Here is a 21,373-nt window from a genome sequence, read left to right on the forward strand (position 1 = left end):
AATTAGTTGTAGTTTACGCCTGCTTTCTCACTGTGTCAAGTTAAATCATTGCTGTTTTTCTGACCGTCAGACGGATGGGCCGGATGCTCCATCTGTAAAAGAGAGCCGCGCACGACTGCCTGATCGCCGAAGCGCCTGCGGATCTCATCCATTGCCTGCTCCAGCTTTTTCTGCTTTGCAGGGTCTGTATGGCGGGGCGTACCGGATGATGCGGGCAGATCGAACAGGGAAAGCTGGATGGGGGCATCCTCTGAGAGCAGTCTGGAGGTGCGGATCCCAAGCAGACGGATCGGGCTGCCGTTCCACAGTTCATCAAACAGGCGGCAGGCGTATTCGTAGAGGAGGCCGGAGGTCGCACCCGGCGACAGGAGCTGTGTCTGGCGGGAACAGGCCTGAAAGGTGCTGTATTTGATCTCTACGGTGACGGTCTGTGCGATCTGATGGGATCTGCGCAGACGAAGGGCAACCTGCTCGGATAAAGCGAGCAGGACCTTTTTTGCTTCCTCTGCGGTCGTGGCGTCAGAGGCGAGGGTGGTAGAATTGCCGATCCCTTTTAATTCATGGGTGTCAGGGTTTAAGGGTGAGTTATCTATGCCGTTTGCATATTCCCACATCAGTTTTCCGTGGCTTTTAAAATGCTGCTGCAAAAAGGCAGGACTGCATCCGGCAAGCTCACCGATCGTGCGGATGCCAAGCTGTGTGAGGCGGCCGGCGCTGCTGTGCCCGACCATGAACAGCTCACTGACCGGGAGCGGCCACATTTTTTTCGGGATCTCTTCGGGAAAAAGTGTGTGTACCTTATCCGGCTTTTCAAAATCGCTCGCCATTTTGGCGAGCAGCTTGTTCGGGGCGATCCCGATATTTACCGTAAAGCCAAGTGTGTGTCTGATGTGATCCGCTATCGTGCGGGCCCCCTCCACCGGCGAGGAGAAGCGGCGCGCGATAGGAGAGTATGCCATATAGCACTCATCGATCGATACCTGCTCGATATCTGAGGTATAGGTATGGAGCAGATCCATAAGCTCGCCGCTGCGTCTTTTGTACAGTCTGTGGTCAGGCGGCTCGATCAGGAGCGTGGGGCACTTGCGAAGCGCGGCTGCGACCGGCTCACCGGTGCGCACACCGTATTTTTTTGCCGGGATCGATTTCGCCAGCACGACTCCATGGCGGGTGTGCTCGTCTCCTCCGATGATCGCCGGGACCGTGCGCAGATCGAGGGTGGGATCCTTTTTCAGCCGCTCCATTGCACTCCAGCTTAAATATGCAGAATTTACATCAATGTGAAAAATCACGTTCATAGCGCCACCTCAAAATAGTCTCTGTCCCTTTGCAGGACGGTTTCTCTGTCTGTTAGTGTATCATGCGGGGAAAGAATTGTCACGGCAAAGAGAAGAGATCTGCGAGTGTTTTGCCTGTATAGAAGGATTGTTTTTTGTCTGCAGAAGGGGTAAGATAATAGCGTCAGGGCGCAGGTGCGTTTTGTTCCTGCCGCGCGGACGCCAGATCAGAAAAAAGGTCAGGAGGAGGGAGTCTCCATGAAAGAAAAAAATACATTTGAGGTGATATACGATATTGTATGTCAGATCCCGTACGGGCAGGTGGCAACGTACGGACAGATCGCGCAGCTGGCAGGAAATAAGCGGCTGGCGCGGGTGGTAGGGTATGCGCTGCATGTCAATCCGGATCCGCAGAGGATCCCGTGCTACCGTGTGGTCAACCGGTTCGGAGAGGTGTCAGATGCGTTTGCCTTTGGCGGAGGAAACCGGCAGATCGAGCTGCTGGAAGCAGAGGGAGTGCGTTTTTGCGATGGAAAGGTGGATATGGACGGATATCAGTGGAAAAAACAGCGGTTCTAAAGAAAAGCAGAAAAGAGGGCATCATATATGGAGCATGATTTTTCAAAGGGAAGTGTGAGCAGACATATTATGGCGCAGGCGGTACCGCTTATGATCGCGCAGGTGCTGCAGCTTCTCTACAATGTAGTGGATCGGATTTATATCGGCCATCTGCCCGGAGAGAACGGGCTGGCCCTTACCGGGATTGGTCTGGTCTTTCCGATCATATCAGTGATCAGTGCGTTTACGAACCTGTTTGGAATGGGAGGGGCCCCGCTGTGTTCCATTGCAAGAGGAGCGGGACAGACAGAGAAGGCAGAGAAAATAATGGGGCATTCTGCAGTACTGCTGTTTGGGAGTTCCTTTTTTCTGATGGCAGCGTGCTACCTGTTTGGGCGTCCGCCGCTGTATCTGCTGGGGGCGAGCGATGCGACATACGTGTATGCAAATACGTATCTTACGATCTATCTGCTTGGCACAGTGTTTTTCATGCTTGGTAATGGGATGAACTGCTTTATCACCTCTCAGGGCTTCCCAAAGACTGCCATGTGCACAACGATGCTTGGTGCAGTGATCAATCTGATTCTCGATCCGGTACTGATCTTTGGCTTTGATATGGGGATTGAAGGCGCAGCGATCGCGACGGTAGTTTCGCAGGTTATCTCCTGTGTATGGGTGTTAAAATTCCTGACCGGGAAAAAAGCGATCCTGCGCCTGCAAAAACGGTATTTCCGGCTGGAATGGGCACTGGTACGGGAAATCACAGGGCTTGGTATGTCCGGGTTTATCATGCAGGCTACAAACAGTGTAGCGCAGATTGTCTGCAATGCGATGCTTGGCATATATGGAGGGGATCTTTACATAGGGATTATGACAATACTCAATTCTGTGCGAGAGGTGCTCAGCATGCCGGTAAGCGGGATCACGAACGGAGCTCAGCCGGTGCTTGGCTTTAATTACGGGGCAAAGCAATATGGAAGGATAAAAAAGGGAATCTGCTTTATGACAGCAGCGGGGAGTCTGTATACGATTGTAGCGTGGGCAGCACTGGTATTTTTCCCAGAGCCGTTTCTCGCATTGTTTACGGGAAATAGTGAAATGATAGAGAAAGGAGTACGTGCGGTACATCTGTATTTTGCGGGTTTTGTATTTATGCTGTTCCAGTTTTCAGGACAGTCCGTATTTGTTGCGTTGGGAAAATCAAAAAGAGCGGTGTTTTTTTCTCTGTTCCGCAAGGTAGTCATTGTCCTGCCGCTTACGGTTCTGCTGCCGCGTATCATGGAGGATAGCGTGGCGGGGATATTCCTTGCAGAACCGATCTCGAATGTTATCGGCGGACTGGCCTGCTTTTTCACGATGTATTTCACAGTGTACCGGAAGCTTGGGACGAAGCCAGAGCATCCGTGATCGCAGCTACTGCATTCGCTACGGATCTGTGACCGACATTCACTGTGATATGTGCATATTTTTCGTAGAGAGGTATACGCTGCTGATACAGATCAAAAAGGGTCTGCCCCGGCTCAAGGACGACGCCGCGTTTCTGGAGATCTCCAAGACGGCGTTCCAGGACTCTGTGGCTGACCTTCAGATAGACGACGGTGCTGATGCTGCGCAGATGCTTCATTGCCTTTTCACCGTAGATCACGCTGCCTCCGGTGGCGATCACACAGTGATCTGCCGCGATGTGGCTGTTGACGCGCTCCTCAATCTGGTTGAAACCGTCATTTCCGCAGTCGCGCATGATCTCCCAGAGAAGTTTTCCCTCTTCTTTTTGGATCAGCAGATCCGAATCAATAAAATCATATCCGAGTACTTTTGCGAGCACGATTCCAATCGTGCTCTTTCCAGCTCCCGGCATACCGATCAGGGTCACATTGTGTTTCATCTGATACTCCTTTTCAGGCAAAAAGTGCGCCTGCGGCACCAAACACTCCGGCGCTGGCAATGCCCATGATGATTCCTGCGAGGATGACGCCGAGCATGACAGCGATCACGCTTGATTTGAAATCCATATCAAGCAGGCTGGCAGCCAGAGTACCGGTCCACGCTCCTGTGCCCGGGAGCGGGATGCCAACGAACAGAAGAAGTGCAAGGAAGAGTCCTCGGCCTGCTTTTTCCTGGAGCTTCTTTCCTCCCTTTTCTCCTTTCTCAAGGCAGAAGGTGAAAAACTTTCCGATACATGGTTTATCCTTTCCCCAGATGAGTACCTTGCGGGCAAAAAGATAGATGATCGGTACGGGAAGCATATTTCCAATGATCGCAATGATGTAGGATGGGACGATTGGAAGTCCCATGCCGATTGCATATGGGATCGCGCCGCGCAACTCGATCAGCGGCACCATGGAAATAAAAAATACGATAAGATAATTAAGCATTCATATCCTCCTTTTTATACGGGTCTGATAGTTCAGGTATTTCCGGTTTAGTTTATGAAAAGCTGCAGGCTTTTATGAGAAACCGGAAAACGCGCGGCATGAGAGCCCACGCTTTCAACAGTATACATGAAAAACCGGGATACGAACACCCCCAAATTGAAAATAATTCGACAAATCAGAGGCATTGTGCTATATTAAATTCAAAATGAGCTCTTTTTGCGGCTGCAAAAAAATCCGGAAGGACAGTGGAGGAGAGGACATGAGCTTTGACTTGAAAAAAGATGGAAAACGGCTGCTGGTGATCTGCGTGGCGGCGGTGATCATGGCGGGCAACATCAAGACCTTTGTGCGGGCCGGAGATCTCTATCCGGGAGGGGCGACCGGACTGACGATCCTGCTCCAGAGGATCTTTGAAATGTTTCTGCATATAGAGGTTCCGTATTCTCTGATCAATATCGTGCTCAATGCGATTCCGATCTATATCGGCTTTCGCTATATAGGAAAAAAATTTACGCTGTATTCCTGTATCATGATCCTGCTTACGGGCTTTTTGACAGATATTATGCCAAGCTACGTGGTGACGTATGATACGCTGCTGATCAGTATTTTCGGCGGGATGATCAATGGATTTGCGATCAGCGCCTGCCTTCTGGCGAACGCGACGACGGGCGGTACGGATTTTATTGCGATCTATTTCTCAGACAAGAAGGGCGTTGATTCCTTTAATCTGATCCTGGGATTAAATATCGTGATCCTGGCTGTGGCAGGCATCCTTTTTGGCTGGGACAAGGCGCTGTACTCGATCATTTTTCAGTATTCTTCTACGCAGGTGCTGCACATACTTTATAAGAAGTATCAGAAAAAGACGCTGTTTATTGTCACAAACCGTCCGCAGGAGGTCTGTCAGATCATCACAGAGGTGAGCCACCACGGCGCGACGATCCTGGACGGAGAGGGCTATTATGAGGGCAAGGAGCGCAGCATCGTGTATTCTGTTGTATCAAGCGCAGAGTGCAAGGAGGTGATCCGGTCCGTGAAAACGGTGGATGAGGGGGCGTTTATCAATGCTGTGCGCACCGAGGAGCTGACAGGAAGGTTTTATCAGAAACCGGCAGAATAGGAAGAGCAGGACGGCAAAAAAGAGGAAAGAAAATATAAAAGAGCAGACATTATGCTGTGAAGCTGAGGCAGAAGGACAGAAGATCCTGACGTCGGTTTCACAGCATTTTTGTTGCCGGGTGGGAAACTTCGTCTTCTATTGCAAAAAAAGTGTTCGAGTTTCTTCAACAAAATGGCAGAGATTCCGCCACTTTTTTTGCGGTATCAGACGCAATATGCAGGAAAAAGCGGGATTCTGTGCCTTCCTTTGTCGGGAAGTGTCGTCTGGTGCCGCTTTTACGGGAGAAGATATTCTTGCTAATATTTGGGATTATTATATAATACAGATAGTTTGTACGTGACAATTTTTGGTAGGCCTTCAAAAAATGCGTTGTGCAATGACAAAAAATCTACAGGACAAAAGGAGTGCAGAAAATGGAGAAGCTGAATATCGCAATTGCAGATGACAACGCGAGGATGGTGGAGCTGCTCGATCATATCGTAAGCAGCGATAAAGAACTGGAGGTCGTGGGAAAGGCAGGAAATGGTGAGGAGCTCATTGAGATCATCCGGGACAAGAAGCCGGATGTTGTGCTGCTTGACATTATCATGCCAAAGCTTGACGGTCTGACGGTGATGGACCGGATCAACCGCGATCCGGATCTGAAAAAGCCGGCGTTTATTGTCATCTCTGCGGTCAGTCAGGAAAAAATGACAGAGGACGCTTTTGACCTGGGTGCGGATTATTATATCCTGAAGCCGTTTGATAATGAGACAGTCGTAAACCGCATCAAGCGTGTACATTCTCGCAGCCAGCGCAGCTTTGCAAAGACGAAGAAGGTAAGTGCGTACGAGAATACAAATGACTGTATGGAACACAATCTGGAAACAGATGTCACGAATATCATCCATGAGGTAGGCGTGCCTGCCCATATCAAGGGCTATCAGTATTTAAGAGATGCGATCATTATGTCAGTGGGCGATATGGAAATGCTCAATTCGATCACAAAGATCCTGTATCCGACGATCGCAAAGCGCCATCAGACTACGCCAAGCCGTGTGGAGAGGGCGATCCGCCATGCGATCGAGGTGGCGTGGAGCAGAGGCAAGATGGATACGATCGAGGAGCTGTTTGGCTATACGGTGAGCAACGGAAAAGGAAAGCCGACAAACTCAGAGTTTATCGCACTGATCGCAGATAAGATCCGTTTGGAATACAAAAACAGAAGGTCGTGAAATTTTTCAGAAATATTGTAAAACTGTTTGAATAAACACTTTTCATTACGGAGAAAATGCGGTATAATTTTAATAACTTGTATTGAGCGGAGGTTTCGTATATGAAAAGAATATTATATGTTGCATCTGAGGCAGTGCCTTTTATCAAAACAGGAGGGCTTGCAGATGTGGTCGGATCGCTTCCAAAGTATTTCAACAAAGAAGAGTACGACGTTCGCGTGATCCTTCCGAAGTATATGTGCATGAGCGAAGAGTGGAAGAGCAAGATGAATTACGTGACGCACTTCTACATGGATCTTGCGTGGCGCTCTCAGTATGTCGGCGTGCTGGAGATGCAGTATGATGGGGTACAGTTTTATTTTATTGACAATGAATACTATTTTGCAGGGGCAAAACCGTACGGAAATATCTATCAGGATATCGAGAAGTTTGCCTTCTTTTCAAAGGCGGCGCTTTCCGCGCTTCCGCTGATCGGCTTTCGGCCTGATATTGTACACTGCCACGACTGGCAGACAGGTCTTATCCCGGTACTTCTCAAGGATAAGTTCCATGAGGGCGAGTTTTTCCGCGATATGAAGTCGGTGATCACGATCCACAACCTGAAATTCCAGGGCGTGTGGGATGTAAAGACCGTGCGTGATATCACAGGGCTTCCGGCGTATTATTTTACACCGGACAAGCTGGAGGCATACGGAGACGCGAACTACCTGAAGGGCGGTATCGTATACGCGGACGCGATCACAACGGTCAGCGACACGTACGCAGAAGAGATCAAGATGCCATTTTACGGGGAAGGGCTTGACGGTCTGATGCGCGCGCGCTCGAACAGTCTGCGCGGGATCGTAAACGGCATTGACTACGAGGTATTCAACCCAGAGACAGATCCCTGCATCGAGTATCATTACAATGTCCGCAACTTCCGCAAGGAAAAGATCAAAAATAAGAGAGCGCTGCAAAGTGAGCTTGGGCTCAACCAGAATGATTCTACCTTTATGGTCGGTATCGTTTCACGCCTGACAGACCAGAAAGGCTTTGATCTGATCGCGTGCATGATGGATGAAATGTGCCAGAACGATATCCAGTTCGTTGTGCTTGGCACGGGCGAGGAAAAGTATGAAAATATGTTCCGCCATTTTGCATGGAAGTATCAGGGAAAGGTTTCCGCGAACATCTTTTATTCCGAGGCGCTTTCTCATAAGGTATATGCGGCGTGCGACGCCTTTTTGATGCCGTCCCTGTTTGAGCCGTGCGGTTTGTCTCAGCTGATGAGCCTGCGCTATGGAACCGTTCCGATCGTCCGTGAGACGGGAGGACTCAAGGATACCGTCATTCCGTATAATGAATACGAAGGTACAGGTACGGGATTCAGCTTTGCAAATTACAATGCACATGAGATGTACCATACGCTGCAGTATGCGATGCACATTTATTATGATAAGAAACGTGAGTGGAATAAGCTGATCGACCGCGGCATGGCGGCAGACTTTTCCTGGAATAATTCTGCACAAAAGTACAAAGAGCTGTATGACTGGCTGTAAAATTTCAATGAAGTGAATAAGATCCCTCCTTTCAGGCGATACTGGAATCGTAACCAGTACCCGGAAGGAGGGATTTTTAATGAACGAAATTTCAGAACTGGATCTTCAGAACCTCCGCCATCTGATCGGCGGCTTTACCACAACACACTGCAAAATGCAGGCGTATGCACAGCAGGCAGCAGACCCTGGTGTAAAACAGTTTTTCCAGAAGTCCGCGCAGTCCGCAATGGAAAGCAAACAGCAGCTTATGCAGTTCTTGCAGTAGGAGGGAAAAGACATGGATGAGAAAACAATGGTATCCGATACGCTTGCCGGGATCAACGGCGAGCTCGTGCGCTACGGGGAAATGATCCCGCAGACGGAAAATATGCAGCTGAAGCAGGTATTAAAGCAGTTTCGCAATCAGTGTGAGCAGTCTCAGGAGGAGATTTATCAGATCGCGAGAACGAAGCAGTATTACGTGCCGGCAGCTAAGGCGACAAGGGAAGAGATCGCACACGTAAGATCTGTACTGATGCAGGGCTGAGTCTGCACAGACAGATCAGATACAGAAAAGGGAGCATACGATCAGGTCGTATGCTTCCTGGATCTGTGCAGCGCACAGGTTGTGCGTATGTCTGCCGGAACGCATACATACCAGGCCGGGAGTGCAAAGGCAGTAAGGAAGATACATACAGCGGCTCCAAGTCCTGCCGGAGACGTTACGCAGGCTTTTTTGCAAACAGAAAGAAAAAGCAGGGCAGCTCCTGTGCCCGTAAAGCAGGGCAATACAGCCCGAAGAACGGTTTTCATGACGCCAACGGTCAGATACTGATGGCGGTACAGCAGGATCAGAGCGCAGACGCACAGGAAGATCTGGCTGAGGATCATGCCTGCGAAATAAGCGTCCATCCCCATATCCGGGACAAACAGGATGACAGCACAGATGCGGATCGCGAAGCCGATGATGTTCCATATAAAAACAGACGCTGTTTTTCCAAGACCATGCAGGATACCGGTAAAGGCAGTGTTCAGGTAGAGGAATGGGCACAGCAGGGACAGTCGGCGCAAAAAGACGCCGGAGAGCTCGCTGCAAAAGAGGAGTGTCCCGGCCTCCTGCCCGAACAGCAGGAAGCCGGACAGAAAGAAAGCGCCCAGCAGAACGCCCGCCTGAAATCCGGTGTTGACAGTGGTGCGGATCTGGCTGCTGTGGTGCAGGGCATGGGCTTCTGAGACGGCAGGCAGCAGCAGCGTGCTGACCGCTCCTGTGACGGCCGTAGGAAAAAGCAGCAGGGGCATAGTCATCCCGGTCAGTGTGCCGTAGACATGCAGCGCCTCATAGCTGCCAAGCCCAAAATACTGAAGCTGCTGCGGTAAGAGCGCAGCCTCTATGCCCTGGAGTACGCACAGCAGTGTACGGTTCAGGCCAAGCGGAGCAGCGATCGAGAGGATCCTCCGGTATTCCTGCATGATCGCGCCGGCGGATCTTCCGGGATGCCGGGAGCTGTCGTCTGTATCCGGTGAGCGCGACAGAAAGTGGTACAGGCAGAAAAGGGAGGAGGCTGCTTCACCGGCGATCTGGCCAAGAGCCATGACAGAAGCATCCATGGTCCGGCTGCTTTTGCTAAACAGCACAAAAAACAGGAGGACAGAGCCGATGCGTATGAGCTGCTCCAGCACCTGGGACCAGGCAGAGACGGAGACATTTTTACAGCCGATAAAGTAACCGGAAATACATGCGTGAATGGCAGCAAACGGAAGCGACACGGCAATGATACGAAGGATCGGGGCACACAGGGGCTCCAGCAGAAAGCTGCGTGCGATCCAGGGCGCGAAGGAAAAGAGAAAACCGGCGCACAGACAGGAGGAGCACAGACAGAGGATAAGACCCAGTACGAGACAGAAACGGGCGTTCTGCGGCTGCTTTTTCGCACGGTATTCGGCTGTGAACCGGGAAAGAGCAGTCTGGATGCCGCCGATACAGACGGCCATACACAGCGCGCAGACAGGCATGGTGAGCTGAAACAGACCGATCTCGCCCGCACCGATCGTGCGCGACAGGAATATTTTATAAAAGAAGCCTGCTATTCTTGTAAGGAGCCCGGCGCCTGTCAGAAAGAAGGTTCCTTTTAAAAGGTAATGCTGCTGGTTCATATGTGTGCACCTGACGGTATCGTTTGGTTCAGTATATGCAGGAAAAAATAAGGATACCACTTGACAGGAGGAAAAAGCAGTGGTATTCTTTTTTTGAAATCCGAGTAGAATACTCGGAAATAAAAGCCTTTATCATAAAGCTAAAAGATGGAGGTGTGTATGAAGCTGTCAACGAAGGGCAGATACGGACTGCGTGCTCTGATCGATCTGGCGCAGCACAGTGAGAAGGATGCCGTCTCGATCAGCAGCATCGCACTGAGACAGAATATATCAGAAAGCTATCTGGAGCAGCTTGTCGCAAAGCTGAAAAAGGCCGGGCTTGTGGTGAGCATTCGCGGCGCACAGGGCGGATACCGGCTGGCAAAGCCGGCGCAGACGATCTCAGTCGGAGACATCCTGCGGGCGCTGGAGGGAGACCTAAGAGCTGTAGAGTGCCCTGCGCTCACGCCGCAGGGGTGTCAGGAATCGCAGCTGTGCGTGGCAAAGTATGTCTGGCAGAAGATCAATGAAAGCATTGCGATAACTGTAGATGAGATCATGCTGGATCAGCTTGTGGAGGAGAGCAGGAAAGTACAGCAAAAAAGAACAGAACAGTCGGAGGACTGCGGCGAAGGAGAATAGATCATGAAGAAGATTATTTATCTGGATAATGCGGCAACAACACGGACATCACCTGCTGTAGTGGAGGCGATGCTTCCGTACTTTTCAGAAAACTATGGAAATGCTTCCAGCATTTACAGCATCGGTGCAAAGAGTAAAGAAGCGATCACAGAAAGCAGAGAGACGATCGCGTCTGTGCTCGGAGCCAGACCGGAGGAAATCTATTTTACAGCAGGGGGTACGGAGGCGGATAACTGGGCGTTAAAGGCGACAGCAGACGCCTATCGGACAAAGGGAAATCATATCATCACCTCAAAAATCGAGCATCATGCGATCCTGCATACCTGTGAATTTCTGGAGAAGCACGGCTTTGAGGTGACGTATATAGACGTAGACGAGAACGGCATCATCCGGCTGGATCAGCTGGAAAAAGCTATCCGTCCGGAGACAATACTGATCTCTGTGATGTTCGCAAATAATGAGATCGGTACGATCCAGCCGATCCGGGAGATCGGGCAGATCGCAAAAAAACACGGGATCCTGTTCCACACAGATGCGGTGCAGGCATTCGGCCAGCTGCCGATCCAGGTGGATGAGCTGAATATTGACATGTTAAGCTCCAGCGCGCACAAGATCTGCGGACCAAAGGGAATCGGATTTTTATATATCCGAAAGGGAGTTAAGATCCGTTCGTTTGTACATGGCGGAGCGCAGGAGAGGAGACGCCGCGCGGGTACAGAGAATGTGCCGGGGATCGTCGGCTATGCGAAGGCAGCGCAGCAGGCGGCCGATACGATGGAGCAGCGGACACAGAGAGAACGGGAGCTTCGGGATTACCTGATCGACCGCATGCTCTCTGAGATCCCATATACCAGACTGAACGGTCACAGGACCAGAAGGCTTCCCAATAATGCGAATTTTAGTTTCCAGTTTATAGAAGGAGAATCCCTGCTTATTATGCTTGATATGGAAGGGATCTGCGGATCCAGCGGATCTGCCTGTACGTCAGGCTCGCTCGATCCGTCGCATGTGCTTCTGGCGATCGGGCTTCCGCATGAGATCGCACACGGATCCCTGCGCCTGACCCTGGGGGAGGAAACCACAAAGGAAGAGATCGACTTCGTAGTAGAAAAAACGAAGCAGATCGTGGAGCGGCTGCGCAGCATGTCGCCGCTGTATGAGGATTTTACCAAAAAGTCGCAAAGATAGAAAAAGTCAGAAAGAGCGATCGGCGCACAGGAGTGTACGGCAAACGCTCACAGATAAAAAGAGAACGGTCTGCTGCGCCGGGCGGTGACACAGCCGGCGCCGGGCCACAGAACACAGAGTTGGAGGAATGGCAGTATGTATTCAGAAAAAGTAATGGATCATTTTCAGAATCCGAGAAATGTAGGAGAGATCGAAAACGCGAGTGGCGTCGGTACCGTGGGAAATGCGAAATGCGGCGATATTATGCGGATTTATCTGGATGTGGATGACAATGGAGTCATCCGTGACGTCAAATTCAAGACGTTTGGCTGCGGAGCTGCGGTCGCTACGAGCAGTATGGCTACCGAGCTGGTAAAAGGAAAGACGATTCAGGAGGCTTTGCAGGTGACAAACAAGGCGGTCATGGAAGCGCTTGACGGACTTCCGCCGGTGAAGGTACACTGCTCCCTGCTCGCAGAGGAAGCGATCCATGCGGCATTGTGGGATTATGCTCAGAAAAACGGGATCACAATAGAGGGTCTGGAAAAGCCAAAGTCAGATATCCACGAGGGTGAGGAAGAAGAGGAAGAGGATTACTAAGTCTTATGGAAAAGAAAAAAGTAGTGATCGGAATGTCCGGCGGCGTAGATTCCTCTGTCGCAGCGTATCTGCTGAAACAGGCAGGGTATGATGTGATCGGAGTCACGATGCAGATCTGGCAGAAGGAGGAGCCTGATACAGTAAGCGAAAATGGCGGCTGCTGCGGGCTTTCTGCCGTGGATGATGCGCGCCGTGTGGCACAGATGCTTGAGATCCCGTATTACGTCATGAACTTTCGCAGGGAATTTGATGAAAAAGTGATCCAGTATTTTATGCGGGAATATCTGTCCGGCAGGACGCCGAATCCCTGTATTGCCTGCAATCGCTATGTAAAGTGGGAATCTCTGCTTGAACGCAGTATGCAGATCGGAGCAGATTATATTGCGACAGGACATTATGCAAGAGTTGCAAAGCTGCCAAACGGAAGATATGCGATACAGCGCTCTGTCACTGCGGCAAAAGATCAGACGTATGCATTGTACAATCTGACTCAGGAGCAGCTGTCCCGCACGCTTATGCCGGTCGGAGATTATGAAAAGAGCCGGATCCGGGAAATCGCGGATGAGATCGGTCTGACGGTAGCGCAAAAGCCGGACAGTATGGAGATCTGCTTTGTGCCGGATCAGGATTACGCACGGTTTATCCGGGAAAACAGCGGATGTGAGATACCGGAGGGCAATTTTGTGACAACAGACGGTACAGTGATCGGACGCCACCGGGGGATCACGCATTATACAGTCGGACAGCGCAAGGGACTGAATCTGTCTATGGGCAGACCTGTGTTTGTGGTAGAGATACGTCCGGAAACGAATGAGGTGGTCATAGGAGACAGCGCAGATGTGTTTACGGACAGACTGATCTGTTCCGATCTGAACTTTATGAGTGTGCCGGATATAGATCAGGAGCTTTCAGTAGTGGCGAAGATCCGCTATAATCATTCTGGTACAAGAGCACATGTGCGAAGGCTGGATAAGGATCTGGCCGAGGTGATCTTTGAGGAACCGGTGCGTGCGGTGACTCCGGGACAGGCAGTAGTGTTCTATGACGGAGACTATGTGGCAGGCGGAGGCACAATCTTAAGAAATTCATAAGAGAAAATATTGCAAAAACAATTTCTGTTCTTTTATAATAAATGGGAAAGACACCCATACTAAGACGGAGATTGTTTTTTGTTATGCTTGCAGTAATGAAGAGGGAGAGACAGCGGAGAAGGCAGATATGAGAAAAACACAGAAAAATGACAGCGGAAGCTATACAGATCAATCGAGACAATACACCGACAGGCGCGATCAGACAGATCTGCCCGGACGAAATGCAGGGCGAAGCGGCTATGCAGGATATACAGAAAGAGGCGGCTATGCAGACACATCAAGGCGAACCGGAAGAGGCAGCTACACAGATACAGTGAGGCGGGCAGACAGAGGCAGCTATGCAGATACATCGAGGCGAAGCGGGAGAGGCAGCTACACAGATACAGTGAGGCGGGCAGACAGAGGCAGCCATGCAGATACATCCGGGCAAAGCGGAAGAGGAAGCTACACGGGTGCACCCAGGCAAGCAGAAAGAAGCAGTTATGCAGGTGCATCAGGGCGAACCGGAAGAGGCAGCTGCACAGATACAGTGAGGCGGGCAGACAGAGGCAGCTGCACAGAAAACAAAAGAGCAGGCAGGAGGACTGCTGCCCGGGATGGAAGCGGCAGGATGGGAGGCAGGAAAAACAGAAACGGCAAACGGCTGTATATCTGTCTGGTAGCGCTGCTTGCACTGCTGCTGATCTGCGGGAGCGGGATATTTATACTGTACCGGGGACAGGATGATAAAAAGGTGCAGGAGATCACCGTAAGTCTTGAATCGCTTGCCAGTCCGTATGCAGTGCTGATAGATGCAGATACCGGAACAGTGCTGGGAAGTAAAAATCCACAGCAGAAAATATTCCCGGCGTCCATGGCAAAGATTATGACTGTGCTGACGGCGATTGAGCAGATCAGGGATCTGGACCAGACTGTGACGATGTCGTATGATTACTATGATATGCTTTATGAAAGAGACGCTTCACGTGCCGGATTTGAGCCGGGGGAGGAGGCGGTGATCCGGGATCTGCTCTACGGCGCCCTGCTTCCGTCGGGAGCGGAGTGCTGTATGCAGCTTGCTTTGCAGGCGGCAGGGTCAGAGAGCGCCTTTGCAGATCTGATGAACGAGAATGCTTTGAAAATGGGGCTTACACAGACTCAGTTTAAGAACTGTACAGGGCTGCATGACGAGGAGCAGTATTCAACGGTATCTGAGATCGCCACGATATTACAGAATGCGCTGGACAACAAAACCTTTTATCAGGTGTTTACTACAAAGAGCTATACGGTACAGCCGACTCAGGTCCATCCGGAGGGCTTTACCTTTCAAAGCACGATGTTTAAAGGGCTGGAATCACCGGATGTCGTCGGAGGCGAGATCCTGGGAGGAAAGACGGGATATACGGATGACGCCGGACACTGCCTCGCCAGTATGGCGAGGATCGACGGCAGGGAATACATTCTTGTGACAGCGGGATGGGCGCAGGATCCGACCGCAGACCAGTACCATATCAGGGACGCGCTTCTGGCTTACAATACGCTTGGGAGCGCACTCAGTGCAAAAGAGCAGTGAAGCGCATCAGAACAATAACTGATCACAAAAGAATCTGTTCCGGCCGTCTCTGCCGGAATACGGTATAATGGCGGAAACCAAGGAAGGTCAGGATGTCCTGCACCTTTGCAAAGTCAAAGCAGAGATGCTGCGGGGTGTGGGCATCCGATCCGAGTGTGATAAGCTCCCCGCCAAGATCCCGATAGCGGCGCAGGATCCCGATACACGGATTTGGCTCACCCAGTCCGTATTTCAGGCCTCCGGTATTGACTTCCAGACATTTGCCGTTGTCGATCAGGTGATGCAGGATCGGGTCGATCACATCAGCAAATTTTTCATAAGAATAAAAAAGATTCTGATTCGGGCCATAGCGGACCACGTAATCAAGATGGCCGAGGGTATCGTATGAGTCCGGCGGGAGCTGCTTTAAAGCTGTGTACTGTTCGCGGAAAAAATCTGCATAACAGTCATCCTCCCGCTTTTCTTTAAAACAGAGACGGTTGTAGGGGTCCTGTCCGTAGAGCAGATGGCGTGAGGCGATGATAAAGTCAAAGGGATACTGCTTTGCAAGCTGCAGCAGGACAGGCGCGAGATGCGGCTGGATACCAAACTCCATGCCGATACCGATCCAGAGCTTTTTTTCGTATTCCTTCCGGAGCGCTGAAAGCGCCGGGAAATAAGAGTCAGGATCAAGCGTAAAGGACAGCGTATCAGAAGGAAAATCAGGGTCATGATGCTCTGTAAAGCAGATCCCGCAAAGGCCGAGGCAGATGGCGCGCTCGACCATCTGACGGGCGGGGACGTCACTGTCAGCAGAAAAATCAGAATGAAGATGAAAGTCATATCGGATACTCATTTCTTTACCTCCCCGGGCAGATACAGCGATGCTGCAGCGTCGGATCTGCCGTCTTTTAATAAGAACATCATAGTAGATACAAAATAAAAAGTCTATAAAATTTTGGAAGAAAATCATATTACTACTTGAATTTTCGGGACAAATTAGTTAGAATAATAGACAGGTTGGGGATTTTTAAACAAAGGAAGATACCCCGACATTTACCTAATCAAAATTACATTTAGGAGGAATTGTAATTATGGCAGTAAAAGTTGCGATTAATGGATTTGGACGTATCGGTCGTCTGGCATTCAGACAGATGTTTGGTGCAGAGGGATATGAAGTTGTTGCTATCAACGACCTGACAAGCCCGAAGATGCTGGCTCACTTACTGAAATATGATTCATCACAGGGTAAATATGCTCTGGCTGACAAGGTTTCCTGCACAGAGGATTCCATCATTGTTGACGGAAAAGAGATCAAGATCTACGCTAAGGCTAACGCTGCAGAGCTTCCGTGGGGAGAGATCGGTGTTGACGTAGTTCTGGAGTGTACAGGATTCTACACATCCAAAGAGAAGGCTTCTGCTCATATCACAGCAGGCGCTAAGAAGGTTGTTATCTCTGCTCCGGCTGGAAATGACCTTCCGACAATCGTTTACAACGTAAACCATGAGACACTGACAAAAGAGGATACTGTTATTTCTGCAGCTTCCTGTACAACAAACTGCCTGGCTCCGATGGCAAAGGCTCTCAACGACTATATGCCGGTTGAGTCTGGTATCATGTGCACAATCCATGCATACACAGGCGATCAGATGATCCTTGACGGACCGCAGAGAAAAGGCGATCTGAGAAGATCACGTGCAGGTGCTGTAAATATCGTTCCGAACTCCACAGGTGCTGCTAAGGCTATCGGTCTGGTTATTCCGGAGCTGAACGGCAAGCTGATCGGCGCTGCTCAGCGTGTACCGACCCCGACAGGTTCTACAACACTCCTGAACGCAGTAGTTAAGGGTGAGGCTACAGTTGATGGCATCAACGCAGCTATGAAGGCAGCAGCTACAGAGTCCTTCGGATACAACGAGGACGAGATCGTTTCTTCTGATATCGTAGGTATGAGATTCGGTTCTCTGTTCGATGCTACACAGACAATGGTAGTAAACCTTGGAAACGGAACATCTCAGGTACAGGTTGTTTCCTGGTATGACAACGAGAACTCCTACGTAAGCCAGATGGTTCGTACAATCAAATACTTCGCTGAGCTTGCTTAATTATAAAGCCTGAGAACAGCGTCGGATTGATGACGTAAAAAAAGAGCCGCTGCTCTGTAAATGAGTGATCATTTATGGAGCAGCGGCTTTGTGTTGCTTGCCGGAGTTTTTGAAATGTGGCCTGCGTTTAGAGCTTTGGCATGACAAGCGGAAGTGCTTCTTCAAAATTCACACCGTATGTACGGCGGGCAGGATCTGCTATGGTAAGCTTCAGACATTCGCAGATAAAATCAGCGGAGAGCTTCATAGCTTCCTGCAGTCCCTCTCCTCTTATCAGAGCGCCGGTAAAGCAGCTTGCAAAGCAATCTCCGGTACCGTGATAGCTGACAGGCAGTTTTTCATTAAAATAGGTATAAAAAGTATCCTTTTCGGAATCATATGCCATAACGCCCAGCTCGGAGGGATGGAAAGACACACCAGTCAGGACAGCCGTCTTTGCGCCGAGGTCGCAGAGGCGTTTCAGAATATCCCGGATGTACGTTTCATCGTATCCTTCGCTGCGGTAGTCCATGCCGAGCATGAAGGAAGCTTCTGTCATATTGGGGAGGATAATATCAGCGTGCGCGCATACCTGAGCCATCCTCTTTACAAAGGCGAGGTCAAAGCCGGGATACAGCTTGCCGGCATCTCCCATGACCGGGTCTGCGATGCACACAGAGCCGCGTTTGCCGTATGTCTCAAACATGGAAAGAACTATGTCGATCTGACGGACAGAGCCAAGATAGCCAGTGTAGACCGCATCAAAATCAAAATTTTCTTTTTCCCAGTGAGCCAGGATCCCATTTAAGTCATCCGTGAGATCGCGGAAAGTAAAATTCTGAAATTGCGTATGGGTAGATAATACGGCAGTCGGAAGCACTGCAGTTTCCAGTCCCATAGCCGACAGGATCGGAAGGGCAACCGTCAGGGAGCAGCGTCCGATGCAGGATAAATCCTGTACAGTTAATACTCGTTTCATAGATGAATCTCCTTTTCTGTTTGATTTAGCTAGAGTATACGCACAAAATGGCTATATTAAAAGTGCCATTTCTGAACAAAAATATAAGGCCAGTTTTTATTTTTTCTTTTTCGGCCGGGATTTCCAGCGCTGCTTCTGGCAGCCTGAACTGTTACGAAAATGTTAAGATTATTAGTTGCGGGATGGAATTATCAGTGTGTGACTTGCAGAAGTCGAAAATACGTGGTATTATGCTAATAATGATATGAGCCAATACTTTTTTGGCTATTTTAAAATTATCAAACAGGAGGAATTTTCCATGCTGAATAAAAAGACAGTTGATGATATCAACGCAAAAGGCAAACGCGTCCTGGTAAGATGTGACTTTAATGTACCTCTTAAAGATGGTGTGATCACAGACGAAACACGTATTGTGGCAGCACTTCCGACGATCAAAAAGCTGATCGCTGACGGAGGCAAGGTGATCCTGTGCTCCCATCTGGGCAAGGTAAAGAACGGCCCGAACGAGGGTGAATCTCTGGCACCGGTAGCAAAGCGTCTTTCTGAGAAGCTTGGCAAAGAGGTTGTATTCGTATCTGACTACCATGTGACAGGCGAGGCGGCTACGAAGGCAGTAGAGGCGATGAATGAGGGAGATGTAGTACTTCTTCAGAATACACGTTTCCGCGGCGCTGAGGAGACAAAGAACGGCGAGGAGTTCAGCAAAGAGCTGGCTGATCTGGCTGACATCTATGTATGTGACGCATTCGGTTCCTCACACAGAGCGCATGCTTCTGTAGCAGGCGTGACAAAATTCATCCGTGAAAAGGGCGGAGAAAATGCAGTCGGATATCTGATGCAGAAAGAGATCGACTTCCTTGGAAATGCAGTAAACAATCCGGTAAGACCGTTCGTAGCGATCCTCGGAGGAGCAAAGGTAGCGGACAAGTTAAATGTTATCTCCAACCTGCTTGAGAAGTGCGATACACTGATCATCGGCGGAGGTATGGCATATACATTCCTCAAGGCAAAGGGCTGCGAGGTAGGTACTTCTCTGGTAGACGAGACAAAGCTTGACTACTGCAAAGAGATGATGGAAAAGGCAGAGAAGCTTGGCAAAAAGCTTCTGCTTCCGGTTGATACAACGATCGCAAAAGACTTCCCGTCACCGATCGATGCCGAGATCGAGGTATCTGTCGTAAAATCTGACGCGATCCCGGCAGATATGATGGGTCTGGATATCGGAACACAGACAGCAGCTCTGTACGCAGATGCAGTGAAGTCTGCAAAGACAGTTGTATGGAACGGACCGATGGGCGTATTTGAGAACCCGATCCTTGCAAAAGGAACGATCGCAGTGGCAGAATCTCTCGCAGAGACAGACGCGACAACGATCATTGGCGGCGGTGATTCTGCAGCAGCAGTAAACCAGCTCGGCTTTGGCGACAAAATGTCCCATATTTCTACAGGCGGCGGTGCTTCTCTTGAGTTTCTGGAGGGCAAAGAGCTTCCGGGCGTAGTCGCAGCAGACGACAGAAAGTAATTTAATGAATGCAGCGGTTGACAAGCCGCGTCCGTTTTTGAAAACTGGCGAGTTAAAAATACTTCATGATTAAGGAGACGAATACAATGGCAAGAAGAAAGATCGTAGCAGGAAACTGGAAAATGAACATGACTCCGAGCGAGGCTGTAAAGCTTGTTGAGACTCTGAAGCCGCTCGTAGCAAATGATGATGTAGACGTAGTGTTCTGCGTACCGGCAATTGACATTATTCCGGTGATCGAAGTTGCAAAGGGTTCCAACATTCAGGTTGGCGCTGAGAATATGTACTTTGAGGAGAAGGGCGCATATACAGGCGAGATCTCTCCGGCAATGCTGACAGATGTAGGGGTAAAATACGTTGTTCTCGGACATTCTGAGAGAAGAGAGTACTTTGCAGAGACATCTGAGACAGTAAACAAGAAGATGCTCAAAGCATTCGAGCACGGCATCACACCGATCATGTGCTGCGGTGAGTCCCTGGAGCAGAGAGAGCAGGGGATTACGATGGACTGGATCCGTCAGCAGGTTAAGGTTGGATTCCTGAACGTAACAGCAGAGCAGGCTAAGACAGCAGTTATCGCTTACGAGCCGATTTGGGCGATCGGAACAGGAAAGACAGCTACGACAGAGCAGGCACAGGAGGTTTGTGCAGGTATCCGTCAGTGCATCGCTGAGATCTACGATGATGCTACAGCAGCAGCTATCCGTATCCAGTACGGCGGCTCTGTAAACGCAAAGACAGCTCCGGAGCTGTTTGCTCAGGCAGACATCGACGGCGGTCTGGTAGGCGGCGCCTCTCTTAAAGAAGAGTTCGGGCAGATCGTCAATTACAAATAAACAGATTTTTCTGTAAAACATCATTACGGAAGATAAAGAAGCGGTTGCTGCAGGAGGCTTATCCCGGTAGGGGGCGTCCTGCAGCGATCGCTTCTTTTTTCAATACGAATTTCTGATAAAATCTGGCGCTCTACATTGCTACATAGGGGGGAGTATGGTACAATAGGCAAAGCATGGCAGATGGAAGGCAAGCGCCCGGAAGCAGACAGCTGCACAGGGCGGACAAGAGAGGGAGAAGGGCAAAATGAAATTATTATTTAAACAGCGACTTTTTTCATGGTTTGACAGTTATGATATTTATGATGAGGATGGAAATGTAGTCTACGAGGTAAAAGGAGAGCTTTCGTGGGGACACCGTCTGCGTATTTTTGATGCGTGCGGAAGGGAGCTCGGGACCGTTGTTGAGCGTGTTTTGACATTTTTGCCGAAGTTTGATCTGTATCTGGGAGAGACAAAGGCAGGCAGCATCAATAAGGAGCTGACGTTGCTAAAGCCCAGGTATGAGATCGACTGCAATGGGTGGCAGGTAGACGGAGACTGGCTGGAATGGGATTATACGATCGCTGCAGCCGACGGTACGCCGGTAGCGATCGTGACCAAGGAGGTCTGGAAGCTGACGGATACATATGTGATCGAGGTAAATGAGCCGGAAAATGCCCTGTGCGCCCTGATGGTCGTGCTGGCGATCGATGCGGAAAAGTGTTCCAGAAACTGAGTACTCTGG

22 protein-coding genes are annotated in these 21,373 nt (G+C 50.1%); 16 read left to right on the plus strand and 6 right to left on the minus strand.

Translation table 11 applies throughout. The annotated features are described in order from the left end of the window. Window positions 1-35: 35 nt before the first annotated feature. Window positions 36-1,298: a DNA polymerase Y family protein gene (locus QOX44_RS10030; RefSeq protein ID WP_283682985.1), complete on the minus strand. Its 1,263-nt coding sequence runs from the start codon at window positions 1,296-1,298 to the stop codon at window positions 36-38. Window positions 1,299-1,535: 237 nt separating this feature from the next. Between QOX44_RS10030 and QOX44_RS10035 the strand changes: the two genes are divergently transcribed. Beyond that, window positions 1,536-1,856 carry an MGMT family protein gene (locus QOX44_RS10035; RefSeq protein WP_283682986.1) on the plus strand — a complete coding sequence of 107 codons (321 nt, stop codon included), beginning with the start codon at window positions 1,536-1,538 and terminating at the stop codon, window positions 1,854-1,856. A 27-nt stretch (window positions 1,857-1,883) separates the two neighbouring features. Beyond that, window positions 1,884-3,242 (plus strand): MATE family efflux transporter, encoded by a 1,359-nt coding sequence (locus QOX44_RS10040; protein WP_283682987.1) that lies wholly within the window; start codon window positions 1,884-1,886, stop codon window positions 3,240-3,242. Here QOX44_RS10040 and QOX44_RS10045 read toward each other — a convergent pair. Continuing rightward, window positions 3,199-3,720: a shikimate kinase gene (locus QOX44_RS10045; protein ID WP_283682988.1), complete on the minus strand. Its 522-nt coding sequence runs from the start codon at window positions 3,718-3,720 to the stop codon at window positions 3,199-3,201. The genes QOX44_RS10040 and QOX44_RS10045 overlap by 44 nt on opposite strands. A 13-nt stretch (window positions 3,721-3,733) precedes the next feature. Continuing rightward, entirely contained in the window at window positions 3,734-4,210 is a 477-nt protein-coding gene (locus QOX44_RS10050; protein WP_283682989.1) for a COG2426 family protein, read from the minus strand. A gap of 259 nt (window positions 4,211-4,469) precedes the next feature. Between QOX44_RS10050 and QOX44_RS10055 the strand changes: the two genes are divergently transcribed. The 5 genes from QOX44_RS10055 (at window position 4,470) to QOX44_RS10075 (ending at window position 8,608) form a co-directional block, all read left to right on the plus strand. After that, window positions 4,470-5,330, plus strand: a complete 861-nt coding sequence (locus QOX44_RS10055) for a YitT family protein (RefSeq protein WP_283682990.1) — start codon at window positions 4,470-4,472, stop codon at window positions 5,328-5,330. Window positions 5,331-5,743: 413 nt separating this feature from the next. After that, window positions 5,744-6,544, plus strand: a complete 801-nt coding sequence (gene spo0A, locus QOX44_RS10060; RefSeq protein WP_283682991.1) for a sporulation transcription factor Spo0A — start codon at window positions 5,744-5,746, stop codon at window positions 6,542-6,544. A 101-nt stretch (window positions 6,545-6,645) separates the two neighbouring features. Beyond that, entirely contained in the window at window positions 6,646-8,082 is a 1,437-nt protein-coding gene (gene glgA / locus QOX44_RS10065) for a glycogen synthase GlgA (protein WP_283682992.1), read from the plus strand. A gap of 79 nt (window positions 8,083-8,161) precedes the next feature. Then, the gene (locus QOX44_RS10070; protein WP_283682993.1) at window positions 8,162-8,347 is read left to right on the plus strand and encodes a hypothetical protein; all 186 of its coding nucleotides are present in this window, start codon (window positions 8,162-8,164) and stop codon (window positions 8,345-8,347) included. A gap of 12 nt (window positions 8,348-8,359) precedes the next feature. Continuing rightward, window positions 8,360-8,608 carry a spore coat protein gene (locus QOX44_RS10075; RefSeq protein WP_283682994.1) on the plus strand — a complete coding sequence of 83 codons (249 nt, stop codon included), beginning with the start codon at window positions 8,360-8,362 and terminating at the stop codon, window positions 8,606-8,608. 41 nt (window positions 8,609-8,649) lie between these two features. On the opposite strand, the gene QOX44_RS10080 is transcribed toward QOX44_RS10075, so the two are convergent. Continuing rightward, entirely contained in the window at window positions 8,650-10,215 is a 1,566-nt protein-coding gene (locus QOX44_RS10080; protein WP_283682996.1) for a polysaccharide biosynthesis protein, read from the minus strand. Window positions 10,216-10,374: 159 nt separating this feature from the next. On the opposite strand from QOX44_RS10080, the gene QOX44_RS10085 reads away from it, so the two are divergent. From QOX44_RS10085 to QOX44_RS10105, 5 genes are all read left to right on the plus strand, one after another. Then, window positions 10,375-10,836, plus strand: coding sequence for an RrF2 family transcriptional regulator (locus QOX44_RS10085; protein ID WP_283682997.1), 462 nt, complete (start codon window positions 10,375-10,377; stop codon window positions 10,834-10,836). A 3-nt stretch (window positions 10,837-10,839) separates the two neighbouring features. Continuing rightward, entirely contained in the window at window positions 10,840-12,024 is a 1,185-nt protein-coding gene (nifS, locus tag QOX44_RS10090; RefSeq protein ID WP_283682998.1) for a cysteine desulfurase NifS, read from the plus strand. A gap of 135 nt (window positions 12,025-12,159) precedes the next feature. After that, window positions 12,160-12,603: a Fe-S cluster assembly scaffold protein NifU gene (gene nifU / locus QOX44_RS10095; RefSeq protein WP_283682999.1), complete on the plus strand. Its 444-nt coding sequence runs from the start codon at window positions 12,160-12,162 to the stop codon at window positions 12,601-12,603. Window positions 12,604-12,608: 5 nt separating this feature from the next. Next, window positions 12,609-13,694 (plus strand): tRNA 2-thiouridine(34) synthase MnmA, encoded by a 1,086-nt coding sequence (gene mnmA / locus QOX44_RS10100; protein ID WP_283683000.1) that lies wholly within the window; start codon window positions 12,609-12,611, stop codon window positions 13,692-13,694. 127 nt (window positions 13,695-13,821) lie between these two features. Continuing rightward, on the plus strand, window positions 13,822-15,246 hold the full coding sequence (locus QOX44_RS10105; protein WP_283683001.1) for a hypothetical protein: 1,425 nt from the start codon (window positions 13,822-13,824) through the stop codon (window positions 15,244-15,246). Window positions 15,247-15,268: 22 nt separating this feature from the next. On the opposite strand, the gene QOX44_RS10110 is transcribed toward QOX44_RS10105, so the two are convergent. Then, complete coding sequence (locus tag QOX44_RS10110) at window positions 15,269-16,081, minus strand: histidinol-phosphatase HisJ family protein (RefSeq protein WP_283683003.1); 813 nt, start codon at window positions 16,079-16,081, stop codon at window positions 15,269-15,271. A gap of 238 nt (window positions 16,082-16,319) precedes the next feature. Between QOX44_RS10110 and gap the strand changes: the two genes are divergently transcribed. Continuing rightward, window positions 16,320-17,333: a type I glyceraldehyde-3-phosphate dehydrogenase gene (gap, locus tag QOX44_RS10115; protein ID WP_283683004.1), complete on the plus strand. Its 1,014-nt coding sequence runs from the start codon at window positions 16,320-16,322 to the stop codon at window positions 17,331-17,333. A 127-nt stretch (window positions 17,334-17,460) separates the two neighbouring features. Here gap and QOX44_RS10120 read toward each other — a convergent pair whose 3' ends face one another. Then, the gene (locus QOX44_RS10120) at window positions 17,461-18,291 is read right to left on the minus strand and encodes a pyridoxamine kinase (RefSeq protein ID WP_283683005.1); all 831 of its coding nucleotides are present in this window, start codon (window positions 18,289-18,291) and stop codon (window positions 17,461-17,463) included. A gap of 298 nt (window positions 18,292-18,589) precedes the next feature. Between QOX44_RS10120 and QOX44_RS10125 the strand changes: the two genes are divergently transcribed. From QOX44_RS10125 to QOX44_RS10135, 3 genes are all read left to right on the plus strand, one after another. After that, a complete protein-coding gene (locus QOX44_RS10125) occupies window positions 18,590-19,813 on the plus strand; it encodes a phosphoglycerate kinase (RefSeq protein ID WP_283683006.1) in 1,224 nt (407 codons plus the stop codon). Window positions 19,814-19,899: 86 nt separating this feature from the next. Beyond that, the gene (tpiA, locus tag QOX44_RS10130) at window positions 19,900-20,649 is read left to right on the plus strand and encodes a triose-phosphate isomerase (protein ID WP_283683007.1); all 750 of its coding nucleotides are present in this window, start codon (window positions 19,900-19,902) and stop codon (window positions 20,647-20,649) included. Window positions 20,650-20,893: 244 nt separating this feature from the next. Next, complete coding sequence (locus tag QOX44_RS10135; protein ID WP_283683008.1) at window positions 20,894-21,364, plus strand: LURP-one-related/scramblase family protein; 471 nt, start codon at window positions 20,894-20,896, stop codon at window positions 21,362-21,364. Window positions 21,365-21,373: the final 9 nt, after the last annotated feature.

This window comes from Parablautia sp. Marseille-Q6255 (genome assembly GCF_951230155.1).
Taxonomy (GTDB): Bacteria; Bacillota; Clostridia; order Lachnospirales; family Lachnospiraceae; genus Choladousia.

Excerpts from the sequence above, each read along its gene's own strand:
- glgA (WP_283682992.1), top strand. The coding sequence starts at position 6,646 with ATGAAAAGAATATTATATGTTGCATCTGAGGCAGTGCCTTTTATCAAA.
- QOX44_RS10120 (WP_283683005.1), bottom strand. The coding sequence starts at position 18,291 with ATGAAACGAGTATTAACTGTACAGGATTTATCCTGCATCGGACGCTGC.
- QOX44_RS10125 (WP_283683006.1), top strand. The coding sequence starts at position 18,590 with ATGCTGAATAAAAAGACAGTTGATGATATCAACGCAAAAGGCAAACGC.
- QOX44_RS10105 (WP_283683001.1), top strand. The coding sequence starts at position 13,822 with ATGAGAAAAACACAGAAAAATGACAGCGGAAGCTATACAGATCAATCG.
- QOX44_RS10040 (WP_283682987.1), top strand. The coding sequence starts at position 1,884 with ATGGAGCATGATTTTTCAAAGGGAAGTGTGAGCAGACATATTATGGCG.
- QOX44_RS10030 (WP_283682985.1), bottom strand. The coding sequence starts at position 1,298 with ATGAACGTGATTTTTCACATTGATGTAAATTCTGCATATTTAAGCTGG.
- QOX44_RS10045 (WP_283682988.1), bottom strand. The coding sequence starts at position 3,720 with ATGAAACACAATGTGACCCTGATCGGTATGCCGGGAGCTGGAAAGAGC.
- mnmA (WP_283683000.1), top strand. The coding sequence starts at position 12,609 with ATGGAAAAGAAAAAAGTAGTGATCGGAATGTCCGGCGGCGTAGATTCC.
- QOX44_RS10080 (WP_283682996.1), bottom strand. The coding sequence starts at position 10,215 with ATGAACCAGCAGCATTACCTTTTAAAAGGAACCTTCTTTCTGACAGGC.
- tpiA (WP_283683007.1), top strand. The coding sequence starts at position 19,900 with ATGGCAAGAAGAAAGATCGTAGCAGGAAACTGGAAAATGAACATGACT.
- gap (WP_283683004.1), top strand. The coding sequence starts at position 16,320 with ATGGCAGTAAAAGTTGCGATTAATGGATTTGGACGTATCGGTCGTCTG.
- QOX44_RS10075 (WP_283682994.1), top strand. The coding sequence starts at position 8,360 with ATGGATGAGAAAACAATGGTATCCGATACGCTTGCCGGGATCAACGGC.
- spo0A (WP_283682991.1), top strand. The coding sequence starts at position 5,744 with ATGGAGAAGCTGAATATCGCAATTGCAGATGACAACGCGAGGATGGTG.
- nifU (WP_283682999.1), top strand. The coding sequence starts at position 12,160 with ATGTATTCAGAAAAAGTAATGGATCATTTTCAGAATCCGAGAAATGTA.
- QOX44_RS10035 (WP_283682986.1), top strand. The coding sequence starts at position 1,536 with ATGAAAGAAAAAAATACATTTGAGGTGATATACGATATTGTATGTCAG.
- QOX44_RS10110 (WP_283683003.1), bottom strand. The coding sequence starts at position 16,081 with ATGAGTATCCGATATGACTTTCATCTTCATTCTGATTTTTCTGCTGAC.
- QOX44_RS10055 (WP_283682990.1), top strand. The coding sequence starts at position 4,470 with ATGAGCTTTGACTTGAAAAAAGATGGAAAACGGCTGCTGGTGATCTGC.
- nifS (WP_283682998.1), top strand. The coding sequence starts at position 10,840 with ATGAAGAAGATTATTTATCTGGATAATGCGGCAACAACACGGACATCA.
- QOX44_RS10050 (WP_283682989.1), bottom strand. The coding sequence starts at position 4,210 with ATGCTTAATTATCTTATCGTATTTTTTATTTCCATGGTGCCGCTGATC.
- QOX44_RS10135 (WP_283683008.1), top strand. The coding sequence starts at position 20,894 with ATGAAATTATTATTTAAACAGCGACTTTTTTCATGGTTTGACAGTTAT.
- QOX44_RS10085 (WP_283682997.1), top strand. The coding sequence starts at position 10,375 with ATGAAGCTGTCAACGAAGGGCAGATACGGACTGCGTGCTCTGATCGAT.
- QOX44_RS10070 (WP_283682993.1), top strand. The coding sequence starts at position 8,162 with ATGAACGAAATTTCAGAACTGGATCTTCAGAACCTCCGCCATCTGATC.